Origin of the sequence: Pseudomonas sp. PLMAX (assembly GCF_046042685.1) — a bacterium.
Classification (GTDB): Bacteria; Pseudomonadota; Gammaproteobacteria; order Pseudomonadales; family Pseudomonadaceae; genus Aquipseudomonas; species Aquipseudomonas putida_AE.
Window position 1 is genome coordinate 1,579,302 of the sequence record NZ_CP064949.1, and the last position, 17,214, is coordinate 1,596,515.

The following is a 17,214-nucleotide window of genomic DNA, read 5'->3' on the forward strand; positions in this document are numbered from 1 at the left end:
ACCATCACGGAATGAGAACTCGCGTCTTTTATCAGCGCGAATTGTCCCGGGCGGCGCAGCCAATTGGCGCGTCGCCCGGCGGAATCCTTTCCTGAGTCTTGATAAATCGGCCAGTATTCGCTGTTCTTTAATCAAAAGGAGGCAAAATGATGTCAACGCTACCGTCCCTGGGTTTTGCCGGAATCGGCCTGATGGGCTTGCCGATGTGCCAGCGTTTGCTCGCCGCGGGTTACCCGCTGACGGTGTGGAACCGCAATCCGGCCAAGTGCGCAGAGCTGGTCGAGGCCGGGGCACGCCAGGTCGCCACACCTGCCGAGTTGTGCCAGCACGCCGAGGTGGTGATGTTGTGCCTGGCGGATACCTCAGTGGTCCGGGAGGTGGTTTTCGGCGAGTCGGGCATTGCCGAGGGGGCGAAAAAGGGTCAGCTGCTGGTGGATTTTTCCAGTCTGGAGCCCACGGCGACCCGGGAAATGGCGACAGAACTCGGCAAGACCGGCATGGGTTGGCTGGATGCGCCGGTGTCCGGTGGGGTGGTGGGGGCCGAAGCCGGCAGCCTGGCGATCATGGTCGGCGGCAGCGCGGCAGACCTTGAGCGGGTCAAACCGGTTTTGCAGAGGCTCGGCCAGCGGGTGACGCACATGGGCGCGGTGGGAGCAGGGCAGGTGACCAAGGCCTGCAACCAGATGATCGTTGCCTGCAATGCGCTGGTCATCGCCGAAGTGGTGGCCCTGGCGGAGCGCTCCGGGGTCGATGCCAGCCTGATCGCCGAGGCATTGGCCGGTGGGTTTGCCGATTCGAGGCCCTTGCAGTTCCTTGCACCGCAAATGGCCCAGAGCCGTTTCGAACCGGTCAAATGGCACGTGCGGACCTTGCTCAAGGATCTGGATTCAGCGGTGAAGTTTTCCCGCGAACAAGGTTCGGCGACGCCGATCAGCGGCCTGGCCGCGCAATTGATGCGCCTGCATGGGGCCCAGGGTTTCCTCGAGAAAGACCCCTCTACATTAGTGCAGATGTACCGTGCACAAGACTCAGGGGCGTGACGCTGTACGATTGCTTGCGCTGGTTGATTTCGTTCAGCACGGGCCGCAGTTCCGCCAGCGGTACCGGGCGACTGAGCAGGTAACCCTGGACGAAGTCGCAGCCGTGGCGCTCGAGAAACTGGTACTGCTCGAAGGTTTCGACGCCTTCGGTGACCACCTCCAGATGCAGGGTGTGGGCCATGACGATAATGGCCTGGACGATCTCCATGTCCTGGGTGGCGATTGGAATGTCCTGGATGAATGAGCGGTCGATCTTCAGCGTGTTCAGCGGCAAGCGCTTGAGGTAAGCCAGGGATGAGTAACCGGTGCCGAAGTCATCGATCGACAGCGACACGCCGAGGGCGCGTACCTGGCGCAGCGACACCAGCGTATCGGCGATGCTGCCCATCAGCGCATTCTCGGTGACCTCCAGTTCCAGTCGGTGGGGCTCTACCCCGGCGCTGTGCAACGCCAGGGAGATTTCGTCGCTCAATTCTTCGCGCGCCAGGGTCAGGGGCGAGCAATTGATGGCGATCTTCAGGTTCGCGCAACCCTGGTGCGACAGCTCGCCCAGGTCCTCGCAGGCCTTGCGCAGCACCCAGTTGTCCAGTTCGGTGATCAGGCCATTGGCCTCTGCGATGCCAATGAAGCGGTCCGGCGCAAGAAATCCATGGACCGGGTGCTGCCAACGGATCAAGGCTTCGAGTTTGCTGACCTGGCCGGTTTTCAGGTCATAGATCGGTTGGTAATAGAGCATCAGGCCGGTGTCTTCGCGCAGGGCATGGCGCAGTTCTTCTTCCAGTTGCAGTTCCAGCATGGCGCGCGCCTTGAGGTTGGCACTGAAGAAATTCAGCCCATTGCGGCCACTGTCCTTGGATTGATACAGCGCCAGGTCGGCGTTTTTCAGCAGTTCTTCGCAAGTCTTGCCGTCCTCGGGGAACACGCTGATGCCGATGCTGGTGGTCATGACCATGCGCCGCCCGGACAGCTCGATGGGTTCCTTGAGCTTCTGCATGATGCGCTGGGCCATCTGGCGCGCTTCATCACGGTCATGCAGGTCGATGAGGATGCAGAATTCGTCGCCACCAAAGCGTGCCACCACATCTTCATGGGTGCGCACCGAGCTCTTGATGTGCCGGGCGAGCACCTTGAGCAGTTCATCGCCGGCATCGTGGCCGAGGCTGTCGTTTATGCGCTTGAAATGATCGATGTCGAGGAACAGGACGGCGAGCATGCCGCCTGCCTGGGTGCGCTCCAGGAGCTTCTCGGCGAACAGCTGGTTGAACCCGCGACGGTTGACCAGGTTGGTCAGGGCGTCGTAGTGCGCCACCTGTTGCAGGGACATGCGCGCCTGGTCCAGTTGGCTGAGCAGCGAGTTGACCCGCAGCAGGTCGCGGTCCTTGTGCTGCAGCTTCTTGTCCGCCAGCGCCGCGCTGATGCAACTGCCGATGATCAGCAGGGTCATGACGGCGACCGTCAGGCCCAGTTGCAGATGGTTGTTTTCACCCGGCTGGGGCAGCAGGCTGCCGTTTGGCAGGACCAGGGAGAAGGCGGCCATGCCGGTGAAATGCAGGGTGAAGATGCCGGCTCCCAGCACCAGGCTGCCGCCGCATTTGAGCAACTGATTGAACAATCCCTCACCCGTGCGCAGATAGCTGGCCAGCAGCAACGCCGCCAGACTGGCGCCGATGGCGATCATGATCGAAAGGATGAACAGCCCGGGATGGTAATAAGCCGTCGCTTGCGTACGCATGGCGGCCATGCCCACGTAATGCATGGTGGCGATGCCCAGGCCGATGATGATCGACGCCTTGCAGCATTGCCGGAAATTCAGGGCGGGCAGGCTGAGGGTGTGCATCGCCAGCCATGACGCACACAGGGCGATCAACAGGGACACAAGGGTGATGGGCAAATGGTACTGCACGTCGATCGGCGCCTGGAACGCCAGCATGCCAATGAAGTGCATGGCCCAGATTCCGCCGGCCAGGCATCCGGCGCCGATCCAGCGCCAAAGGCGTTGGGACGCTGGTTTTTGCGCCTGGGCAACCCGTTCGGCCATATCCAGTGTGGCAAAACTGCCAGCGCAGGCGACCAGAAAAGCCAGCAGCACCAGGAAAGGGTCATGTGCGCAATGGAGTATGACCTGTCCGCTGTCTGCCAGCTCTGTGGTGAAATGCAGACCAAGCCACTCCATAGCGTGCCCCGTGGTTGTCTCCCTGCCGGCAATCAACGCTGGCGAATGTGTTGGAGTATAGAAGCCGTGCATCGAACGCAAGGAATAGTGGCACATTGTCTCCCAATGATTTTGGAATGGGCTTTAGTGCGTTTGGAAATAAAATGTCGCATGGGCCGCGTCGGTGCCCATGGGCGGGTATCAGCTTTACGAATAATTACAGACAGTCCCGGCCCGCATGACTAGATTGCAGGTTCCGGGTGGCAGGCAAGCCCCCATAACAATAAAAAAGAGACGGACCCATGCAGAACTCGACCCAAGCGGCGAATGCCTGGCGCATTCTGTTCCTGCTGTTCCTGGCCAACCTGTTCAACTTCTTCGACCGCACCATCCCCGCCATCATCATCGAACCGATCCGCATGGAGTGGCACCTCAGCGACTTTCAATTGGGGATCATCGGTACGGCATTCACCATCGTCTACGCGATCGCCGGCCTGCCGCTGGGGCGAATGGCCGATACCGGCTCGCGCAGCAAGTTGATGGGCTGGGGCCTGGCGGCATGGAGCGGCCTGACCGCAGTCAACGGCATGGTCGGCAGCTTCTGGAGTTTCCTGATCGTGCGCATGGGCGTCGGCATCGGCGAAGCCAGTTACGCGCCAGCCGCCAATTCGTTGATCGGCGACCTGTTTCCGGCACATCGCCGGGCGCGGGCCATGGGCATCTTCATGCTCGGGCTGCCGTTGGGTCTGCTATTGGCGTTCTTCACTATCGGCGCGATGGTCAAGGCCTTCGACAGCTGGCGCGCCCCGTTCTTCATTGCCGCGGTACCGGGGCTGATCCTGGCGATCTTCATGTTTTTCATCAAGGAACCGAAACGTGGCGCGGCCGAAAGCGTGCAGGTGTCCCAGGAGAAGATCGACCGGCCGATCCGCCGGGTGCTGGCAGTGCCGACCTTCCTGTGGCTGGTGATGGCGGGACTCTGTTTCAACTTCGCCACCTATGCCTGTAACTCGTTCATGGTGCCGATGCTGCAACGTTATTTCCTGATGCCGTTGCAGGAGGCCGCAGTGGCGACGGGGGTGATCGTCGGCGTCACCGGGTTGTTCGGCCTGACGTTGGGCGGCTGGGTGGCGGACAAGATCCATCAGCGGGTTGCCAACGGTCGTCTGCTGTTCGCCGCGTTCAGCCTGATCATTTCAACCCTGTGCACGGCGTGGGCGCTGCATTCGGGGCGGATCGAGATCGGCGTGTTCGTGGCCATCTTCAGCCTGGGCTGGTTGTTTGCCTATAACTTCTATACCTGCGTTTACACGGCAATCCAGGACGTGGTCGAGCCGCGCCTGCGGGCCACCGCCATGGCCTTGTTCTTCGCCGGGCTGTACCTGTTGGGCGGTGGGTTGGGGCCCGTGGTGGTCGGCGCCTTGTCCGATCACTTTGCCCACACGGCGATGCTCGCGGCGGGTGCCGGGCAGATGACCGAGGCGTTCAAGGCGGTGGGCCTGCATGACGCGATGTACCTGATCCCGGTAGCGCTGTTCTTCACCATGGTGTTCCTGGTGTTGGCGTCGCGGTGTTTTGTGCGCGATGCCAAGCGGATGAAGGATGGGTTGGGTAGCGTAGTCGAGCCTGAGGGGGCCGCGGCGACTGCTTAATCGCTTTCGCGAGCAAGCCCGCTCCCACAGGGGGATTGCATTCCAGATGTGGGAGCGGGCTTGCTCGCGAAGAGGTAATAAGTAGCACTACAAAACTCAAGCAAACAAAAAAGGCCCGCATCGCTGCGGGCCTTTTTGTTCAAGCGGTGAAGCGGGGGGACTTAACCCGCCACCAACACCCGAATCGCTTCCAGTCGCAGCGCAGCCTTGTCGAGCATGGCCAGGCCTTGTTCGCGTTGTTTGCGCAGCGCAACCAGTTCGCTGTCACGTACGGTCGGGTTGACCGCTTGCAACGCGGTCAGGCGTGCCAGTTCTTCGTCGGTATCGGCGGCGAGGCGACGTTGCGCCTCTGCCACGCGTTCGGCGTGACGTGGGTAGATCTTGTCTTCGCCGGCGTTGATGCGAGGCGTCAGCTGATCGCGCTGGGCCTGGATGAACTTGTTGGCGCTGGCGCGCGGTACGCTTTCGAGTTGATCGTTCAAGGTCTCGAACGAGACCCGGGCCGACAGGTCATTGCCATTGGTGTCGAGCAGGCAGCGCAGGGCGGCCGGCGGCAGGTAGCGGCCCAGTTGCAGCGAACGCGGGGCAACCACTTCGCTGACGTAGAGCAGTTCCAGCAACACGGTGCCGGGTTTCAGCGCCTTGTTCTTGATCAGCGCCACGGCGGTGTTGCCCATGGAGCCGGACAACACCAGGTCCATGCCACCCTGGACCATCGGGTGTTCCCAGGTGATGAACTGCATGTCTTCGCGAGACAGCGCCTGGTTGCGGTCGTAGGTGATGGTCACGCCTTCGTCGTCGCCCAGCGGGAAGCTGGCGTCGAGCATTTTTTCGCTCGGCTTGAGGATCAGGGCGTTTTCCGAATGGTCTTCGCTGTCGATGCCGAATGCATCGAACAGGGTTTCCATGTAGATCGGCAGGGCGAACTGGTCGTCCTGCTCGAGGATGGCCTCGACCAGCGCTTCACCTTCGCCGGCACCGCCGGAATTGAGCTCCAGCAAGCGGTCGCGGCCGGTGTGCAGCTCGGCTTCCAGGCGCTCGCGCTCGGTGCGGGCTTCGTCGATCAGCGCTTGCCATTCGCCATCGTCGGCTTCTTCGAGCAACGGCAGCAGGCGCGGGCCGAACTGATGTTGCAGGGCGTTGCCGGTCGGGCAGGTGTTGAGGAAAGCATTCAGGGCTTCGTGGTACCACTGGAACAGGCGCTCTTGCGGGCTGGTTTCCAGGTACGGCACGTGCAGTTCGATGGTGTGCTTCTGGCCGATCCGGTCCAGACGACCGATACGTTGTTCCAGCAGGTCCGGGTGGGACGGCAGGTCGAAAAGCACCAGGTGGTGGGAGAACTGGAAGTTGCGGCCTTCACTGCCGATTTCCGAACAGATCAGCACTTGCGCGCCAAACTCTTCGTCGGCGAAGTAGGCGGCGGCGCGGTCACGCTCGAGGATGTTCATACCCTCGTGGAACACCGTGGCCGGAATGCCGGAACGCACGCGCAGGGCGTCTTCCAGGTCCATGGCGGTTTCGGCGTGGGCGCAGATCACCAGCACCTTGGTGCGCTTGAGCATTTTAAGCTGGTCGATCAGCCACTCGACGCGCGGGTCGAATTTCCACCAGCGCTCTTCTTCGTTGGCGTCCGGCTGGGCCTGGAAGCTGACTTCCGGGTACAGCTCGGCGTGATCGCCCAGCGGCAGTTCGAGGTATTCGTCCGGGCACGGTAGCGGGTAAGGATGCAGATTGCGCTCCGGGAACCCCTGGACCGCGGCCCGGGTATTACGGAACAGCACGCGGCCGGTGCCGTGGCGGTCCAGCAGTTCACGCACCAGGCGGGCGCTGGCTTCGGTGTCGCCATCGTTGACGGCGGTCAGCAGGGCTTCGCCTTCGTTGCCGAGGAAGCCGTGAATGGTTTCATGGGCTTGCGGCGACAGGCGACCTTTTTCCAGCAGCTCCTGAACGGCCTCGGCTACCGGGCGATAGTTTTCGCTCTCGGCGCGGAAGGCAGCCAGGTCATGGAAGCGGTTTGGGTCGAGCAGGCGCAGACGCGCGAAGTGACTATCCTGGCCCAGCTGTTCCGGGGTGGCGGTCAACAGCAAGACGCCCGGGATGGTTTCAGCCAGTTGCTCGACCAGCGAGTATTCCGGGCTGACCTGGTCTTCGTGCCACACCAGGTGGTGGGCTTCGTCGACCACCAGCAGGTCCCAGCCGGCCGCGAACAGCGCGTCCTGGGCTTTCTCGTCATCCACCAGCCATTCCAGGGCCACCAGCGCGAGCTGGGTGTCTTCGAACGGGTTGGAGGCATCGCTTTCGATGAAGCGTTCTTCGTCGAACAGCGCGACCTGCAGGTTGAAGCGTCGGCGCATTTCTACCAGCCACTGGTGCTGGAGGTTTTCCGGCACCAGGATCAGCACGCGATTGGCGCGGCCCGAAAGCAGTTGGCGATGGATCACCAGACCGGCTTCGATGGTTTTGCCCAGGCCCACTTCGTCGGCCAGCAGAACCCGAGGCGCGATGCGGTCGGCCACTTCGCGGGCGATGTGCAGCTGGTGCGCGATCGGTTGCGCACGCACGCCACCCAGGCCCCACAGCGACGACTGCAGTTGGCGGCTGGTGTGTTCGAGGGTGTGATAACGCAGGGCGAACCAGGCCAGGGGGTCGATCTGCCCGGCGAACAGACGGTCGCTGGCGAGACGGAACTGGATGAAGTTCGACAGTTGGGTTTCCGGCAGGGTGACCACTTCGTTCTGCGCGTCGAGGCCGTGATAGACCAGCAGGCCATCGACGTCGTCGACTTCGCGTACGGTCAGTTTCCAGCCTTCGAAGTGAGTGATGGTGTCACCCGGCGAAAACCGCACACGGGTGAGGGGCGCATTCCGTAGCGCGTACTGGCGAGTGTCGCCAGTGGCCGGGTAGAGCACGGTCAGCAAGCGGCCGTCCTGTGCCAGAACGGTGCCCAAACCCAGCTCCGCTTCGCTGTCACTGATCCAGCGTTGCCCCGGTTGATACTGCTGCGCCATGCTGCCTGACTCCCACCTTGAAAAAGCGGGCTATCTTAACGGAATCAGGTCTCCAGACCAAAGGATTACCTGTGTGGGAACTGCCTTGGGCTGCGATCTTTTGATCTTGCCAGGCTGAAGAAATCGTAGCCTGCGAACGTTCCCACCGTGCCAATCGACTCACAGTTTGCGACCGATGGCTCAAGTCGCCGTTACTGCGGCCGACAGCCTGCTGACAGGAGACTGATAATATGCTGCCACCGATGCTCCCCTTGAGTGCCGTGCCGATCACTTCCCAGCACGACCCGGTTCGCCCGCGCCCGGACATCGCGCCCGTCGTGCCGGTGCAGGAAAGCGCCAGCGACAGCACCATCGACCTGCAAAACCGCGATCCGGAAGAGGCCGCGCTGCTGCTGCGCGAAGAACAGCGGCGCAAGCAGGAGCAGCAACGCCGCCGCCGTGAAGCCGACGAGGACCCCGAAGCGCACCTGGCGATCCCGGGTGACGAACTCAATGCCGACAACACCGTGCCGGTGGCTCCGTTGATGGAAGACCAGCCTCGTCAGGGCCTGTGGGTCGATATCGAGATTTGAGCCCGTGACTGGTCAGCGCCGTCGCCAGACCGCATTATTGGCACATTCCTGCCAAGCGATGCACTGACACCATGAGCCAAGACGACAAGCTGATCGACCTGAATGCCGAACGCGCCAAGCGTGTCCATGACCTTAACGACAAGCGCCTGAACGAAGTGCGCCAGGCGTTCGAGCAGGCCATGCCATTGGGCAAGGCGAAGAAAAAGCCGAAGAACAAACCGAAAAAGCGTTGAGTCTTCCTGCATCGATTGATGCAGGTCAGTTTTCCCCCGCCTTCCAGGCCCGGTCCCGGGCAACATTGATCCCGGTCAATATTTTCTCCTGCCCGATTGGTTACCTTGGCCCCATCGCAACAGGGCAACTGCAGGAGACGCGTCATGTTTTTCGATAACGTGGTGATCGCCGGAGTGCTGACCGTCAGCCTCATGGTTGTATTTTTTGCAGGGTTCGGATTTTTTATCTGGAAAGACTCGCACAAGCGCAAAGAGCCGTAGGTCTTTCTGGATGCAATGAGCACGCAAGGCATTTTGGGCAACTTCGGTTGCCCTTTTTTTTGCCTGCGCAAACGTGTCTGACCATGCACAACCCTGTGGGAGCGGGCTTGCTCGCGAATGCGTAGTATCAGTCGATACAAATATCGCCTGACATTCCGCATTCGCGAGCAAGCCCGCTCCCACAGGGGGAATGACGGTGTCTGGAATATTCAGGCAATAAAAAAGGCGCGGTCCATACGGAGCGCGCCTTTCTCAGTTCGGCTGCCTGTCAGCTGCCGAGTGCCTTCGACGCCAGCCAGAACAAGCCGGCCGACAGCGCCACGGTGGCTGGCAGGGTCAGGACCCAGGCCAGCAGGATGGTCTTGACGGTGCCGCCTTGCAGGCCGCTTTTGTTGGCGACCATGGTACCGGCAACGCCCGAGGACAGGACGTGGGTGGTGGACACCGGCAGGCTGAAGATGTTGGCCATGCCAATCAGGCTCGCGGTGGTGATCTGCGCCGACATGCCCTGGGAATAGGTCATGCCTTGCTTGCCGATCTTTTCGCCGATGGTCAGTACCACGCGTTTCCAGCCGACCATGGTACCCAGGCCCAGGGCCAGGGCGACCGCCAGGATCACCCAGAACGGAGCGTATTCAGTGGTCGTGGTCAGGTCTTTGCGCAGCTTGTCCAGGTCAGCCTTTTCCCGCGGGGCCAGGGTTGGCAGTTTGCTGACTTTCTTCGCCGTGTCGTCCAGGCAGAGCAGGTAGCGACGCACTTCGATGCGGCTTTCCGGCGGCAGCGAGTGATAGTCGGCTACACCCTTGAGGGTGCCAAGCAGGGCATTGATGGTCGGTTCGGTCTGTTGCGGGTTGCAGCGGAATTTCTCCGGCAGATCGCCTTCGACGCTTTTGCCCAGGGCCAGGAATTCGCCGAGGGTTTCGGCGTTGCGCTGGTAGAACTGGTTCAGGTGCAAGGTGGCGTCGCGGGTACGTTCGATCTGGTAGGTGGTGCTGTTCAGATCAAGTACGAACTGCGCCGGCACGATGCCGATCAGCACCAGCATGATCAGGCCGATACCTTTCTGACCATCGTTGGAACCGTGCACGAAGCTCACGGCCATGGCCGAGATCACCAGCACCAGGCGGTTCCAGAATGGCGGGTGTTTCTTGTCGTCGATCTTGCGGCGCTGCTCCGGCGTCTTGTGCATCTTCGACAGCGGGCGCCACCATTTCAGACCGATCAGAATCAGCGCAGCGATCAGGAAGCCTGCCATTGGCGAGAACACCAGCGACATACCGATATCAATCGCCTTCTGCCAGTTCACGCCATCGGCCAACGCAATATCGTTGATCAGGGCGTTGGCCAGGCCTACGCCGAGGATCGAACCGATCAGCGTATGGGAGCTGGAGGCAGGGATACCGAAGTACCAGGTGCCCAGGTTCCAGGCGATGGCGGCGGCGAGCAACGAGAACACCATGGCCAGTCCGTGACCGGTGTTCACATTGATCAGCAGCTCCACCGGCAGCAGGTGGACAATGGCATACGCCACGCCAACGCCGCCCAGCAAAACGCCGAGGAAGTTGAACACACCGGAAAAGAACACCGCCAGATGAGGCGGCATGGCTTTGGTGTAGATAACAGTGGCTACCGCGTTAGCGGTGTCATGAAATCCGTTGATGAACTCGAAGGCGAGGACAAAAGTCAGGGCGAGCAGGAGGCTCACAAGCACCCAAGCATCCAGTCCGCTGAATAAATCGATCATGAAGGTTTTCTGACCCGGTCATAAGGGGGCGCGATTATGCCAGAAAAGACTGGAAATCGATGCACTTGCTGCTCATCGGTAACATTCTTCAACGAATTATTTTGCTTTGGAGCCTGAATTTCCTGCGCTTTTGCGGGTCTTGCAAGTACTTGAATTTCTTTGGAAAGCCCGCAGGCACAGGGGTTCGCCACGCCTGGAGGGACCTTGCGCGCGCTTGTATGAAATTTCTGAAAATAGTGTCAGATACGTGCCTTCAGCCTTATCAGGTCGGCAAGGCGGCCGCTGCCCGCTCGTGGCGGGCGCAAAAAGGCAACATCAGTACATCCCGCTTTTAACGGATGCAATGCAGACCCCGGCAGGTATTAAAAGCCCAGGACGTCACGGCTCCTCGGCTTTCAGTTCCTTTTCCATTTTTTCCAGTTCCTGCTTGAATACCTGATCCTGAACGGTGGCGCGTTTGCGCCAGGGCTTGCGTTCCGGTTCGGGCTGGGCGGCGTAGGTGGTGACTTCCCCGCCGTAAACTTCCTTGTAACGTTGTTCCTGGCGCTCAAGTTCCGCGCGCAGTTCGTCTTTTGTCACGGTGCTACCTGATTGAGTTGAGGTGAATTCTGGTGAAACGCGCTGCACTCGATGTATTGACCGCACTCGTCAAAAGCAAAAAGCCCTTACAGGCATCATTTTTGCGACAGTGTGCTCATTACTTCCATGTTGCAGGCGGCCACGGCACCAGAGATATATAGCTGACGTAGCATCAGTTCCTGTTTCAGCGAGCGCGTTGGCGCGATGCGGATGCAGTCGGCGTCATGGGCTTGCTGAGGAGAGCGGCGATGGAACATCGCGCCACCGGTAGCGGGATCGGCTAATAAAAAACCGATTGGCTACTGAATTACATTATAGCGAGCGATTGACAGAACACTATCACGATAGAGTTAAAAGTGGATCTTGATGTGTGATTGTTTTCTACCCATAACCCGTTAGTGGCAACTTGGGCACTGGATGATGCCATTGTACGGCGATGCCTTTTTGGCGCCATTAAGTCGCACAACTTAAGACCATTACATTGCGCCTTGAAGTCGGCAGATGCGCCCGCGCAAAAAAAACATGGATTGCGATTATCGATCGATGGTTCGATAATCGCCCAATCTTGTCGGCCCGGGCTTGTGTACCCTACAGCCAGTCGCCTGTAATGGATCGACGATCCGTCTGGGAAAAGGACCTAGTATGAACGATCAACTGCGCAACTCCTTCGCTTCGGTGGCACCGCCGATCGTTGCTTCCCCCGCCAAGCGGATCCAGGCCCTGACCGGCGACCCGGACTTCATGACCTCGCTGGCGCGTGGACTGGCCGTGGTGCAGGCGTTCCAGGAGCGCAAGCGGCACCTGACCATTGCCCAGATCAGCCACCGGACGGAAATTCCCCGCGCCGCCGTGCGCCGTTGCCTGCATACGTTGATCAAGCTCGGTTACGCCACCACCGATGGCCGCACCTATTCGCTGCTGCCCAAAGTGCTGACCCTGGGCCACGCCTATGTGTCCTCGACGCCGCTGGCGGTTTCTGCACAGCCTTACCTGGACCGCATGAGCGAGCAACTTCACGAGGCCTGCAACATGGCCACGCTTGAAGGCGATGACATCTTGTACATCGCCCGCTCGGCCACCACCCAGCGCCTGATATCGGTCGACCTGTCGGTGGGTGGGCGCTTGCCGGCCTATTGCACGTCGATGGGCAGGATCCTGCTCGCCGCCCTCGATGACACGTCATTGCACGAGTATCTCGACCACGCCGACCTGCAAGCCAAGACCAGTCGAACCCTCCATACCCCCGAGGCATTGCTCGAATGCCTGCAGGAGGTGCGACAACAAGGGTGGTGCATCGTCGACCAGGAACTGGAGCAGGGGCTTCGTTCGATCGCGGTGCCGGTGTACGACGCTTCCGGCCAGGTGGTCGCGGCGCTCAACGTCAGTACCCACGCCGGGCGGGTCAGCCGCAGCGAACTTGAACAGCGTTTCCTGCCGGGCCTGTTAAGTGCCAGCCGCGACCTCAGCACCCAGCTGTTTACCTAAGCTGTTCGATAATCGCACAGACTCGCGTCTGGCGAATTGACGCTCTTTCCCTTGGCTCATTAATGTCGCGGCAGCGTCATCCGGCGCTGTCGATCTCGATCCGGCACCGGACGACGACCCCATAATAATGAGAAGAGGCACCCGATGCGCACATTCCCCGACTGTCGCCGTTCTCCCCGGTTTTTGTGCCGGAACCCGATCGCCTGATCCTGACACCCCCTTTACCGTGACAGCCCTGTTAAAGGCTGGCACCTGTTCGACTGCGTTTTGCGTGGAAAAAAATAATGAACCAGCCCCAGTCTGCTGTAGGTAACTGCCTCGACGTGCAGTCCTTCATCAATGCCCAACCCATTTCGCGCTATCAGTGGCGCGTGGTGATCCTGTGTTTCCTGATTGTCTTCCTCGATGGCCTCGATACCGCGGCCATGGGTTTCATCGCGCCCGCGCTGTCCCAGGATTGGGGCATCGACCGGGCCAGCCTCGGCCCGGTGATGAGTGCGGCGCTGATCGGCATGGTCTTCGGCGCACTGGGTTCCGGTCCGCTGGCTGACCGCTTTGGGCGCAAGGTCGTTCTGGTCGGGGCGGTGCTGCTGTTCGGTGCCTTCAGCCTGGCTTCGGCCTACAGTACCAACGTCGACCAGTTGCTGGTGTTGCGTTTCCTGACCGGTCTCGGCTTGGGCGCGGGCATGCCGAACGCAACCACGCTGCTGTCGGAATACACCCCGGAGCGCAAGAAGTCCCTGCTGGTGACCAGCATGTTCTGCGGCTTCAACCTGGGCATGGCCGGGGGTGGATTCATTTCGGCGAAGCTGATTCCGGCCTTCGGCTGGCACAGCCTGCTGCTGATCGGCGGGATCCTGCCGTTGATCCTCGCTGTCGTATTGCTGGTCTGGCTGCCGGAGTCGGCGCGTTTCCTCGTGGTGCGTAATCGCGGCACCGACAAGGTACGCAAGACCCTGGCACCCATCGACCCGACAGTGGTGGGCCAGGCCTCGAGCTTCAGCGTGCCGGAACAGAAAACCGTGAAGGCGCGTAACGTGTTTGCGGTGATCTTCTCCGGCACCTACAGCGTCGGTACCTTGCTGTTGTGGCTGACCTACTTCATGGGCCTGGTGATCGTCTACCTGCTGACCAGTTGGCTGCCGACCCTGATGCGTGACAGTGGCGCGAGCATGGAGCAGGCCGCGTTCATCGGCGCGTTGTTCCAGTTCGGCGGGGTGTTGAGCGCGGTGGGCGTAGGCTGGGCGATGGACCGCTTCAATCCGCACAAGGTCATCGGCATTTTCTACCTGCTGGCCGGGGTGTTTGCCTACGCGGTAGGGCAGAGCCTGGGCAACATCACAATCCTGGCGACCCTGGTGCTGGTGGCCGGTATGTGTGTCAACGGCGCGCAATCGGCGATGCCGTCGCTGGCCGCGCGCTTTTATCCGACTCAAGGGCGGGCCACCGGGGTTTCGTGGATGCTCGGGATTGGCCGCTTCGGCGCGATCCTCGGTGCATGGATGGGCGCGACGCTGCTGGGGCTGGGCTGGAATTTCGAGCAGGTGCTGACGGCATTGGTGATTCCGGCGGCATTGGCAACAACGGCGGTGCTGATCAAGGGGGTGGTCAGTCATGCAGATGCGACCTGATCATGCCTTTGTAGGAGCTGCCGCAGGCTGCGATCTTTTGCAGGCGACAAAACGATAGCCAGACAACAATGTGTTCGATAAACGAACACTCAGTCGATTATCGAATTGTTTGGCCTGTGCCATGGGCTTAATCTTTAACCATTGCGGCGCTGCGCATCGGCGCCTTTTTTTACTACGTCGAAATAACAAACGGGAGCTCGCTCTGCGTGATCTCGAAGCCCGGAGAAGCATGATGCGTGAAGTTTATATCTGCGACGCGATTCGCACCCCCATCGGCCGTTTCGGCGGCGGCCTGTCGGCAGTTCGCGCCGACGACCTGGCCGCGGTGCCGATCAAGGCGCTGATGGAGCGCAACCCTTCGGTGGACTGGACGGCGGTGGACGAAGTGTTCCTCGGCTGCGCCAACCAGGCCGGTGAAGACAACCGCAACGTGGCGCGCATGGCGCTGCTGCTGGCGGGGCTGCCGGAAACCATTCCGGGCGTGACCCTCAATCGCCTGTGCGCTTCGGGCATGGACGCCATCGGCACCGCGTTCCGCGCCATCGCCAGTGGCGAAATGGAGCTGGCGATTGCCGGTGGCGTCGAGTCGATGTCCCGCGCGCCATTCGTGATGGGCAAGGCTGATGCAGCGTTCTCGCGCAACATGAAGCTGGAAGACACCACCATCGGCTGGCGCTTCATCAACCCGTTGATGAAAGCCCAGTACGGTGTGGATGCGATGCCGCAAACCGCCGACAACGTCGCCGATGATTACCAGGTGTCCCGCGCCGATCAGGACGCGTTCGCCTTGCGCAGCCAGCAACGCACCGCCGCCGCGCAAGCCGCGGGCTTCTTCGCCGAAGAAATCGTCGAAGTGCGCATTGCCCACAAGAAGGGTGAAACCGTGGTCAGCCAGGACGAACATCCGCGCGCCGACACCACCCTCGAAGCCCTGACCAAACTCAAGCCGGTCAACGGCCCGGACAAAACCGTCACCGCCGGCAACGCTTCGGGCGTCAACGACGGTGCCGCCGCCTTGATCCTGGCTTCGGCCGAAGCGGTGAAAAAACACGGCCTGACCGCCCGCGCCAAAGTGCTGGGCATGGCCAGCGCCGGTGTTGCGCCACGGGTGATGGGCATCGGCCCGGTGCCCGCCGTGCGTAAACTGATCGAACGCCTCGGCGTGGCCGTCAGCGATTTCGACGTGATCGAACTCAACGAAGCCTTCGCCAGCCAAAGCCTGGCGGTACTGCGTGAACTGGGAATCGCCGACGACGCGGCCCAGGTCAACCCGAACGGTGGCGCCATTGCCTTGGGCCATCCGCTGGGCATGAGCGGTGCGCGCCTGGTACTGACCGCATTGCATCAGCTGGAAAAAACCGGTGGCAAGAAAGGCCTGGCGACCATGTGCGTCGGTGTCGGCCAGGGTCTGGCCCTGGCGATCGAGCGCGTCTGACGCGCTCTGCCACTAACAAGAAATCGAGGAAAGCTTCATGACTGACAAGCCTGGTTATCGTCGCCCGCAGGAAGGCACTCAGCCTGAGTACCTGCATCCGACCTACCAATCCACCAACCTGCGCTCGCCGTCCAAGCCATTGGTGTTTTTGCCGCATTCGTTGTCGGAAATCACCGGTCCGACCATTCGTGCCGAGCGCGTCAATGAGAAGGATAACGACCTGACCGCCCAGCATGAAGGCGAACCACAGGGCGAACGCATCATCATTCACGGCCGTGTGCTGGATGAGAACGGCCTGCCGGTGCCGGGGATCCTGGTGGAGATCTGGCAGGCCAACGCCGCCGGTCGCTACAACCATGCCCGTGACCTGCACGACGCGCCGTTGGACCCGAACTTCACCGGCACCGGCCGCACCGTGACCGACGCCGATGGCTGGTACCAGTTCCAGACCATCAAGCCCGGCGCGTATCCGTGGGGTAACCACCACAACGCCTGGCGCCCGGCGCACATCCATTTCTCGCTGTTCGGACCGAGCATCCTGACGCGCCTGGTCACCCAGATGTATTTCCCGGGCGACCCGCTGCTGGCGTACGACCCGATCTACAACTGCGTGCCCGATACCCGCGCCAAAGAGCGTTTGATCGCCTCGTTCGATCTGGAAAAAACCATCCCGTCCTATGCCCTCGGTTATCGCTGGGACATCGTCTTGCGCGGCCGCGACGCCACGCCGATGGAGAAATAAGATGACGCTGAATGCGACCACGTCCCACACCGTCGGGCCGTACTACCACATCGGACTGACCTGGCTGAACCGCGAAGACCTGACCGTCGAGCAAACCCTGGGCGAGCGCGTGGCGATCACCGGGCAGGTGGTCGATGGCAACGGCGATGTGGTCAACGACGCGATGCTGGAAGTCTGGCAGGCCAACGCCGCCGGCAAGTACGACCACCCCGAAGACGAGCAGGACAAACCCCTGGACCCGAACTTCGAAGGCTTTGGCCGGGTGCCGGTGGATGCCGAAGGGCGCTTCCGTTTCACCACCATCAAGCCGGGCACGGTCGAAGGCCTCAAGGGCACGACCCAGGCACCGCATCTGGTGGTGCTGGTGTTTGCCCGTGGCCTGGTGAAGCACTTGCTGACGCGGATCTACTTCGATGGCGAGCCGGCTAACGTGGCGGATCCGTTGCTCGAATGCGTGCCGGCAGAACGTCGCGGCACCTTGCTGGCGAAGCAGGATGCGTCGGGTGTATACCAGTGGAACGTTGTTCTGCAGGGTACCGATGCCGAGACGGTGTTCTTCGATTATTAAGTGAACACCGCATCCCCTGTAGGAGCTGGCTTGCCAGCGATGGTCGTTAACGATGACGAGTATCCATTGGTTTACCGTGTCGCTCTTGCGTCCATCGCTGGCAAGCCAGCTC

General features: G+C 61.1%; 15 protein-coding genes. 10 read left to right on the plus strand and 5 right to left on the minus strand.

The genetic code is table 11. From position 1 onward, the window contains the following. Positions 1-146: 146 nt before the first annotated feature. The gene (locus tag DKB71_RS07190) at positions 147-1,040 is read left to right on the plus strand and encodes an NAD(P)-dependent oxidoreductase (RefSeq protein ID WP_408599962.1); all 894 of its coding nucleotides are present in this window, start codon (positions 147-149) and stop codon (positions 1,038-1,040) included. On the opposite strand, the gene DKB71_RS07195 is transcribed toward DKB71_RS07190, so the two are convergent. Beyond that, positions 997-3,213 carry a putative bifunctional diguanylate cyclase/phosphodiesterase gene (locus DKB71_RS07195; protein WP_408599963.1) on the minus strand — a complete coding sequence of 739 codons (2,217 nt, stop codon included), beginning with the start codon at positions 3,211-3,213 and terminating at the stop codon, positions 997-999. The two genes, DKB71_RS07190 and DKB71_RS07195, sit on opposite strands and share 44 nt — an antisense overlap. Before the next feature lie 281 nt (positions 3,214-3,494). On the opposite strand from DKB71_RS07195, the gene DKB71_RS07200 reads away from it, so the two are divergent. After that, positions 3,495-4,844, plus strand: coding sequence for a spinster family MFS transporter (locus tag DKB71_RS07200; protein ID WP_408599964.1), 1,350 nt, complete (start codon positions 3,495-3,497; stop codon positions 4,842-4,844). A 161-nt stretch (positions 4,845-5,005) separates the two neighbouring features. Here DKB71_RS07200 and rapA read toward each other — a convergent pair whose 3' ends face one another. Next, positions 5,006-7,852, minus strand: coding sequence for an RNA polymerase-associated protein RapA (rapA, locus tag DKB71_RS07205; protein ID WP_408599965.1), 2,847 nt, complete (start codon positions 7,850-7,852; stop codon positions 5,006-5,008). Positions 7,853-8,082: 230 nt separating this feature from the next. Here rapA and DKB71_RS07210 point away from each other — a divergent pair, with 230 nt between their 5' ends. The 3 genes from DKB71_RS07210 (at position 8,083) to ccoM (ending at position 8,918) form a co-directional block, all read left to right on the plus strand. After that, positions 8,083-8,424, plus strand: a complete 342-nt coding sequence (locus DKB71_RS07210; RefSeq protein WP_274073431.1) for an aspartate-semialdehyde dehydrogenase — start codon at positions 8,083-8,085, stop codon at positions 8,422-8,424. A 71-nt stretch (positions 8,425-8,495) separates the two neighbouring features. Then, entirely contained in the window at positions 8,496-8,657 is a 162-nt protein-coding gene (locus DKB71_RS07215; RefSeq protein WP_008016476.1) for a hypothetical protein, read from the plus strand. Between the two features lie 144 nt (positions 8,658-8,801). Further along, a complete protein-coding gene (gene ccoM, locus DKB71_RS07220; RefSeq protein WP_323608795.1) occupies positions 8,802-8,918 on the plus strand; it encodes a cytochrome c oxidase subunit CcoM in 117 nt (38 codons plus the stop codon). 268 nt (positions 8,919-9,186) lie between these two features. Here the strand turns inward: ccoM and DKB71_RS07225 are convergent, their stop codons facing one another. From DKB71_RS07225 to DKB71_RS07235, 3 genes are all read right to left on the minus strand, one after another. Beyond that, positions 9,187-10,662 (minus strand): inorganic phosphate transporter, encoded by a 1,476-nt coding sequence (locus tag DKB71_RS07225; RefSeq protein ID WP_274073432.1) that lies wholly within the window; start codon positions 10,660-10,662, stop codon positions 9,187-9,189. Positions 10,663-11,040: 378 nt separating this feature from the next. Next, entirely contained in the window at positions 11,041-11,241 is a 201-nt protein-coding gene (locus DKB71_RS07230; protein WP_008056863.1) for a hypothetical protein, read from the minus strand. Positions 11,242-11,336: 95 nt separating this feature from the next. Continuing rightward, positions 11,337-11,498 carry a hypothetical protein gene (locus DKB71_RS07235; protein ID WP_323626632.1) on the minus strand — a complete coding sequence of 54 codons (162 nt, stop codon included), beginning with the start codon at positions 11,496-11,498 and terminating at the stop codon, positions 11,337-11,339. A gap of 385 nt (positions 11,499-11,883) precedes the next feature. Between DKB71_RS07235 and pcaR the strand changes: the two genes are divergently transcribed. The 5 genes from pcaR (at position 11,884) to pcaG (ending at position 17,102) form a co-directional block, all read left to right on the plus strand. Beyond that, positions 11,884-12,726 (plus strand): pca regulon transcriptional regulator PcaR, encoded by an 843-nt coding sequence (pcaR, locus tag DKB71_RS07240; RefSeq protein ID WP_274073433.1) that lies wholly within the window; start codon positions 11,884-11,886, stop codon positions 12,724-12,726. 284 nt (positions 12,727-13,010) lie between these two features. Beyond that, positions 13,011-14,357, plus strand: coding sequence for an MFS transporter (locus DKB71_RS07245; RefSeq protein WP_408599966.1), 1,347 nt, complete (start codon positions 13,011-13,013; stop codon positions 14,355-14,357). A 229-nt stretch (positions 14,358-14,586) separates the two neighbouring features. Next, entirely contained in the window at positions 14,587-15,792 is a 1,206-nt protein-coding gene (gene pcaF / locus DKB71_RS07250; protein WP_408599967.1) for a 3-oxoadipyl-CoA thiolase, read from the plus strand. A gap of 37 nt (positions 15,793-15,829) precedes the next feature. Continuing rightward, positions 15,830-16,534 (plus strand): protocatechuate 3,4-dioxygenase subunit beta, encoded by a 705-nt coding sequence (gene pcaH / locus DKB71_RS07255; protein ID WP_408599968.1) that lies wholly within the window; start codon positions 15,830-15,832, stop codon positions 16,532-16,534. Between the two features lies 1 nt (position 16,535). Then, positions 16,536-17,102 (plus strand): protocatechuate 3,4-dioxygenase subunit alpha, encoded by a 567-nt coding sequence (pcaG, locus tag DKB71_RS07260; protein WP_274073437.1) that lies wholly within the window; start codon positions 16,536-16,538, stop codon positions 17,100-17,102. Positions 17,103-17,214: the final 112 nt, after the last annotated feature.